At 45.9% G+C, this 2,525-nt stretch carries 3 protein-coding genes; 2 read left to right on the top strand and 1 reads right to left on the bottom strand.

Annotated elements, in window-relative coordinates; genetic code table 11:
* Window positions 1–500, top strand: a 500-nt coding sequence (locus QUB16_RS27215; RefSeq protein ID WP_333320997.1) for a cation diffusion facilitator family transporter, incomplete at its 5' end; no start/stop codon positions are given.
* 369 nt (window positions 501–869) lie between these two features.
* On the opposite strand, the gene QUB16_RS27210 is transcribed toward QUB16_RS27215, so the two are convergent.
* On the bottom strand, window positions 870–1,010 hold the full coding sequence (locus tag QUB16_RS27210; protein ID WP_333320995.1) for a hypothetical protein: 141 nt from the start codon (window positions 1,008–1,010) through the stop codon (window positions 870–872).
* Window positions 1,011–1,196: 186 nt separating this feature from the next.
* Between QUB16_RS27210 and QUB16_RS27205 the strand changes: the two genes are divergently transcribed.
* On the top strand, window positions 1,197–2,525 hold a 1,329-nt coding region (locus QUB16_RS27205), incomplete at its 3' end, for a DUF4347 domain-containing protein (protein ID WP_333320993.1).

The following is a 2,525-nucleotide window of genomic DNA, read 5'->3' as shown; positions in this document are numbered from 1 at the left end:
TCCTGCCCGCCCGTGGAGAAATCATTGCTGCTTTAATTAATAGTATCAGTTTAGTGGCGATCGCCCTTTGGATTGCCGCCGAGTCGATCGACCGTTTGCAGTCCCCAACTCCCGAAGTAGAAGGGCTCCCGATGTTAATTACCGCCATAGTCGGTTTAAGCATCAACTCGATTAATGCTTGTTGCTTGCATTCCTGCTGTCACGGCGACTTGAACCTCAAAAGCGCGTTTCTGCACGCAGTCGCCGACATTTTTTCGTCGGTTGGAGTAATTTTAGCTGCGATCGCCGTGGCGTGGCTGCACTGGAATTGGGCTGACGGCTTAATTAGCTTGCTAGTCTCTGCATCAATTATTTTATTAACTCTACCATTGCTAATAGAAAGCATCCAATTGCTGCTGGGAAAAGTATCAGCAATATCCGCAATTCAACAGCCTTGCGATTGCGAAAAAGTGAGCGCCGAAAAATTGCTTTTTCCATCCCTCGAAGAACTCATCAAATAACATCTCTTCATCTGCGTATATCCGCGTAGATTCCCTGAGATATGCAGTTAAAATACCTAAGTAATTAACAAGGGCGATATCTAGATTGTAAAGATAGCGTAAACCTTATTATGTCCTCATGGCAAAGATCCGACTTTTCCGACTTTAAGATCCGACTTTTCCGACTTTACAAAGGCAGGGGCCCGAAGCAATGATAGAGACAGGGAAAGTGAACCCACGATGTCTAGATTGTAAAGATATCGTAAACCAGAAGTGTTGTGTTGCGAAATGTTAAATAAAAATATGTTATAAAAGATATGTCTGTGGTATGATACATTTAGGTTGCATCTAAGTTAAACAAACCCATTCCAACGCGAGGTCAGTGAAAGTTCACTTCTGATCGGGATTACCTCGCTCACGTTCTACTTTGCTGGCGGCTTTATTGCGCCAAAATCCGAGTTTCACGCTGCTATGACGATCGCCCAGGGGGGCGCAAGTCGATCGAATGTTGTCAGCCGTGAGCGAAGACAATCAGTTTTCCACGTTTATTTCCCGTGAAAAAGGCGAACGGGCTAACAATTGTACCGATCGAGCGATTTGAGCAATAAGACTAATAAATTATTCAGTTCTATGCAAGAGCACTTAAGATTTGAGGCGGGGGTTTCCACCCCGGCCAGACTTGGATGTAAACGATAGATATAAAGGATTTCAGCAATTATGAACTTATCAACTATGAACAAGCAAATTATTTTCGTAGACTCCTCTGTACAGGATTATCAAAGCCTGATCCAAGGCATCGATCCCGCTCAAATTGTGATTTTAAATGAAAATTTCAGCGCGATCGACCAAATTACAAATGCCTTGGCAGATCAAAAAGATATTGAAGCAGTTCATATAGTTTCTCACGGCAGCGAAGGCAGTTTAAAACTCGGTGCTGACGTACTCAATGACAATAACCTAGAAACTTTCAGCGATCAGATAAAACAGTGGGGAAGTGCGCTGACAGCAAATGGGGATATTCTACTTTATGGATGCGATGTAGCAGCCGGAGAAGTTGGAGCAAACTTCGTAAAACGCCTCAGTGAAATAACCGGGGCGGATGTGGCTGCATCCACCGACAAGACGGGGAATGCAGCACTAGGGGGCGACTGGGAATTAGAAAAAACAACAGGGGCGATCGAAGCCTCCCTTGCCTTGTCCAGCGAAGCAATGGCAACCTATGGCGGTGTTTTAGCCTCACCCGTTCAATTTGACTTCACATCAGTATTCGATCGCGATGTCATTATCAACTACACGGGAGGAGCCATAGACACCCTACAAGGCGAATTGGGTTACGCAGCGGGAGGGGCTAACATAGATACCTTAATCACTCAGTCCTTTGCAACCGAGAAAGGCGGTGCTAGTGGCAATGGTTTACCCGACAACGGCTTTTTCGCAGCAAATGCCTTCCGTCCCGACGTTCAGCTAGGCTACAACAACACCAATAACGGCAACAACGCCAAAGTTCTTACAACTAACGGCACATCCTTTAACTTTGCTGTTACGCCCAACCAGTATTCACAAATCCACCTGTTCGCCACCAGTACAAATGGCAGTGCTGGGATGCAGGTGACATTTAACTATAGCGATGGCACTAATGGGACAGGCACAGCCACAGTAGTTCCTGACTGGTTTGACGAAATTACCGAAACATCGTCGAGTTACTATCTAATCGACGGAATGGATCGAAGCAGTGATACAGCAGGAACAGGTTATCAGAATGCCAATGATCCTGCCCTATTCGGGTTCATGTTTAATCCTCACCCAGCCAAAACGCTGCAGAGCATTACCGTCAGTAAAACAAGCGGTACCAGCCTTGCTAATTATCTGGGAGTTTTCGGAGCCACAGGTGTTTTAGCTGACATCACAGCGCCGACAGCCGCCAGTTTCACCCCCGCAGATAACGCAACCAGTGTTGCAGTTGCTGCTGATTTAGTTGTCACCTTGAGTGAAGCCGTACAAAAAGGCATCGGCAATATTGTCATCAAGAAAGTCTCCGACAACTCA

The organism is Microcoleus sp. D3_18a_C4, from assembly GCF_036702415.1.
Classification (GTDB): domain Bacteria; phylum Cyanobacteriota; class Cyanobacteriia; order Cyanobacteriales; family Microcoleaceae; genus Microcoleus.
Note: the sequence above shows the minus strand (reverse complement) of the source record. Positions and strands in the feature narration are given on the sequence as shown.